Raw genomic sequence first — 4,601 nt, forward strand, 5'->3', positions numbered from 1 at the left:
CAGCCGCGCGAGGTCGCACCCTTGTGGGAACTCCGTGGCGATCACGAACCCACCCAGGGGGCGGCACGCCCCGGACTCCGAGAGGGATACCCCGTCCGTCCTCCTTCCCCCACCGTGCCCCGAAGGGAGACCGGCGGGGGAAGAAAAGGCACCCTCACCCTCTCCCGCAGGCGGGAGAGGGAGAAAACGATTTGGATTTCGATTGGGATTTCGTTTTCGACACTCTTCTCCGTTCATGCACACGTTTACGAGGTCCTTTCGTGTACGCACACGGGAATAAAAACAGATAACACGCATTATAACAATGTGTTACAAGACCACTCCCCCACCATCTCCAGTTCCTCGAGCCTCCTTCCGATAAGCGGTTGAAGAGCGGGCGGGTATTACTTCCGGTCCATCCAATCGGCTTATGAAACCTTGCCATTCTCCGGACGAGGAGGAACAGGAGGCGAGCATGAACGAGCGACGGATTCTCTCACTGGGCGCGGCGGCCCTCTTCCTTTTCGCGGCCGCAGGCGGCGCCTTCGCGATCACGCAGGACTTCAACGGCGTCCCCGCCGGCACGGTCGTGGCGGGAGTCCTTCCCGGCGGCGGAACGGCCCCCGGAACCGCCTTTCCCGATTTCACCCTGAGCGTCACCAACAACGGCTCGGGCCCGAACTCGATTGTCATTTTCGATTCGGCGAACCCGACCGGGGGCGACTGGGACCTGGGGACTCCGAACGAGGACTTCAGCGGGCCGGGCGTCGGTTCCGGCGGCGAGTCGGGAATGCCCGGCGAGAACAGCGAGCCCCTCGGCCATCTGATCGTGATCGCCCACGACATCGTCGACGGGGACATGGACGGCCTGGTGGACCAACCGAACGACGAGGCGGGGGGCGGTCTGATTCGCTTCACCTTCGATGTGCCGACGGTGGTCATGTGGGTCAAGATCGTGGACATCGACGCGACCGAATCGATTGAATTCGAGGCCTACAACGACGGCGGGCTGGTCGGCACGACTCCCACCGCCGCGTTGGGGAACAACTCGGTGCAGACCGTGGACCTGATGGGGTACGGCGCCCTCACCTACATCGACGCCGAGTTCTCCGGGAGCGGCGCGATCGCCGAGATCGAGTATCGCCCGCAGACCACCTCCACCGAGGAGAAGAGCTGGGGGGACGTCAAGAAGATCTGGCGCTAGGCGCTTCGCGGACGGCGGGGGAGGGATCGCCGGCGCGGTCCCTCCCCAGAGCCGCCGCCGCCGCCGCGAGTCCCACGCAGGTCCAGAACACCGTCACCACCTCCACGTCCCCCAGATTCCACTCCACCAGACCGTTCACCAGGAACCCGGCCCAGACGGCCAGTGCGCCGTCGACGAGTGCGCGCGCCGCGGGCGGTCCCGCGCCAGGGCGGGGCGGCGCGCGAACGAGCCAAACGCCGAGCGAGACAAAGAGGAACGCCCAGGCGGCGAACCCGACCACTCCCTGAGACGCGAGCAGATGGATCGGCACGCTGTGAAGATGGGGCGGCTTCTCGATCGCCTCGGAGTCCATGTATTCGATGTAAACATTCCGCATCCCCGCCTGTCCCGTCCCGGTCCATGGATGATCCCGGAAGATATCGAAGCCGGTCCTCCACATGAAGGTTCTCTCCCGGTTCCTCTCGTGGGAGGGATCGAAGGCGGAGCGTGCGCTCTCTCTCGTCCGGGGGACGAGGAGAACCAGAACGACGAGAGCCGCCGGTAGAATCGCGTACCGCCTCCCGCGGCGGAGGATGAGGACGACCAGCCCCGCGAAGAAGCCGAGCCAAGCGCCCCGCGTGTCGGTGAGCGCCAGGGCGACGAGGATCACCGGTACCGTCGCGGCGGCGATCCACCGGAGCCGCCCACCGACGCCGCGGGTCAGAAGGAGCGCCGCGCCCGCGAGCCCGACCATCATCAGGATCCCGCCCGTGCTCATGTAGAAGCCGACGAACCCCCCCAGTCTCGACGAGGGATCGTCGATCCAGTAACCGATCCCGTACGCGGAGGTGATGGCGCCCCCGACGAGAAGAGCGGCGGCGGCGTGACGGAGCCGCGCGGCGGTCGTGAGTAGAAGAGGCAGAAAGAGGACGAGCCCCATCGGCAGGAGCTTGACGAGCTTCGCCGCGCTGGAGGCTCTCTCCCGGGCGAGCAAGGCGACCACGGCCCCCGCGACGATCCACGCCGCCATCGGGAGAAGGAGAAGTCGGCGACGCGGGAGCCGCCCCAGCGCGTTCGGCTTTCCGCGGCGGACCGCAAACCGCGCCACCGCCAGGAGGAGCGCCGCCGCGAGGGCGATTTCCGAATAGGCGACCGACGAGGGGGCGGCGAGCAGAAAGACCATCAGAAAGAAAAAGAGCAGGTTCTCCAGAAGAACGCGCGAGCGCACCATCCCGCCCACCTCAGCCGAAGAAAAGATAGCTGGCCGCGATCGCCGCGATCACCCCCGCCGCGTCCGCCGCGAGTCCGCAACCGACGGCGTGTCGAGTGCGTCGGATTCCGACGGATCCGAAATAAACGGCTAACACATAAAATGTCGTTTCCGTGCTTCCCTGGACCACGCTCGAGAGCCGGCCGGCGAAAGAATCCGCCCCATAGACCCGCATCGTCTCGATCAGCATCCCCCGCGCGCCGCTCCCGGAGAGCGGCTTCATGAGGGCGGTCGGCAGCCCGTCCACCCAGCGCGTGTCCAAGCCGGCCGCCGACGCGACCGCGCGGATCCCGTCCAGAAGGAGATCGAGGGCGCCGCTCGCGCGGAAGACGCCGATCGCGACGAGCATCGCCACCAGGTAGGGGATGATCCCCACGGCGACGCGGAATCCCTCCTTCGCCCCGTCCACGAACACCTCGTAAACCGGCGCGCCCCGCCGGATCGCCGCGGCGAGGAAGAGAATGATCACCGAAAGGATGAGGACGTTCGCCAGGAAGGCGGACTGCGCCTCCATCGCCTCCCGGTCGAGGCGGACGAAGTAGGCGATCAGCGCCGCCACCACGCCGATCACCGCCCCCAGATAACCGAGAATCACGCGGTCCGCCAGGTTCCGTCGCTGCACCGCCGCGGTCACGAACAGGCCGACCAGGGTGCTGCAGGTGGTGGCGATGAGCATGGGAAGGAAAACGTCGGTCGGATCCGCCGCCCCCATCTGGGCCCGGTAGGTGAAGATGGTGACCGGCAGAAGCGTCACCGACGACGTGTTGATCACCAGAAAGAGGATCTGGTCGTTCGAGGCGCTCTCCTTGTCCGGGTTCAGCTCCTGCAGCTCCCCCATCGCCTTCAGACCGATCGGCGTAGCGGCGTTGTCCAGGCCGAGCACGTTGGCCGCCATGTTCATCACGATCGACCCCTCGGCGGGGTGCCCGGCGGGTATGGAGGGGAAGAGGCGCCGGAAGAGGGGCTGGAAGAGGCGGGTGAGCCGGGCGACGGCGCCTCCCGCCTCGCCGACGCGCAGCACGCCCAGCCAGAGGCACATCACGCCGGTCAGGCCGAGGGCGATCTCGAAACCGGTCTTCGCCATGTCGAAGAGCGCGCCCACCACATCCCGGAACACGCCGGGATCGCCGAAAAAAGCCGCGCGCGCGCAGGCGGCGAGAAAGCCCAGAAAGAAAAACGCGGCCCAGATCCTGTTCAGCATGACGCCTCCCGATCGCATCTTAGCGGACCGGAACGGGCCTTGTCATGGGGGAATCGGACCGGCCGAGCCGGCGGAGAACGCCGGCGGCGGATTGCCCCCTCCGATCCGGTTCTGTATCACCGGCCGGGATCGTTCCGCGGCGGCGGATCGGGCGGTCCACCGGGGCACCCCGAGAGAGAACCAACCCTTAGCCTCTATATTTCAATTACTTGCGGAATCCAATCTCGGGTGTGAACGCGCCTCGCTCCTCTCCGTTCTTCTCCGGAGAACCGAGAAAAAGAGTGGATGAACAAACGGAAAAGGTGCGCTAAACTCATTGGGTTCGATTCTAAAATTCAGGTACGGGACAAGGCTCAGAGTAAGGAGAAAAGCTCAATGTCCTTCGACACCAAAGCGTTCATGGAGTATGTGAAAGCGAAAAACCCGGCGGAGGCGGAATTCCACCAGGCCGTCGAGGAAGTCTTTGAATCTCTCGAGAGTGTTTGGAAGAAGCACCCCGAGTACGTCGAGGCGCGGATTCCCGAGCGGATCGTCGAGCCGGAGCGGGTCATCCTCTTCCGTGTTCCCTGGATCGACGACAAAGGGAAGATCCAGGTCAACCGCGGCTTCCGGATCGAGATGAACAGCGCCATCGGCCCCTACAAGGGCGGCCTCCGTTTCCATCCGAGCGTGAACCTCGGCATCCTCAAGTTCCTCGCCTTCGAGCAGGTGTTCAAGAACAGCCTGACCACGCTCCCGATGGGCGGCGGCAAGGGCGGTTCCGATTTCGACCCGAAGGGGAAATCGGACGGCGAAGTGATGCGGTTCTGCCAGAGCTTCATGACCGAACTGCAGCGCCATATCGGCCCGGACACGGACGTACCCGCGGGTGACATCGGCGTCGGCGGCCGCGAGATCGGCTTCCTCTTCGGCCAGTACAAGAGAATCCGGAACGAGTTCACCGGCGTGCTGACCGGCAAGGGTCTGAA

At 65.4% G+C, this 4,601-nt stretch carries 4 protein-coding genes; 2 read left to right on the top strand and 2 right to left on the bottom strand.

The annotated features are described in order from the left end of the window. Nucleotides 1-454: 454 nt before the first annotated feature. On the top strand, nt 455-1,183 hold the full coding sequence (locus tag JW958_02815; GenBank protein MBN1825170.1) for a hypothetical protein: 729 nt from the start codon (nt 455-457) through the stop codon (nt 1,181-1,183). On the opposite strand, the gene JW958_02820 is transcribed toward JW958_02815, so the two are convergent. Together JW958_02820 and JW958_02825 are read right to left on the bottom strand one after the other, a co-directional pair. Beyond that, nucleotides 1,164-2,393, bottom strand: coding sequence for an O-antigen ligase family protein (locus JW958_02820; GenBank protein MBN1825171.1), 1,230 nt, complete (start codon nt 2,391-2,393; stop codon nt 1,164-1,166). The genes JW958_02815 and JW958_02820 overlap by 20 nt on opposite strands. A gap of 10 nt (nt 2,394-2,403) precedes the next feature. After that, nucleotides 2,404-3,633, bottom strand: coding sequence for a spore maturation protein (locus JW958_02825; protein MBN1825172.1), 1,230 nt, complete (start codon nt 3,631-3,633; stop codon nt 2,404-2,406). A gap of 375 nt (nt 3,634-4,008) precedes the next feature. On the opposite strand from JW958_02825, the gene JW958_02830 reads away from it, so the two are divergent. Next, nucleotides 4,009-4,601 (top strand): glutamate dehydrogenase (locus JW958_02830; protein ID MBN1825173.1); only part of this gene is annotated, 593 nt, incomplete at its 3' end.

The sequence above is a fragment of the Candidatus Eisenbacteria bacterium genome (assembly GCA_016930695.1).
In the GTDB taxonomy this organism is placed as follows: domain Bacteria; phylum Orphanbacterota; class Orphanbacteria; order Orphanbacterales; family Orphanbacteraceae; genus JAFGGD01.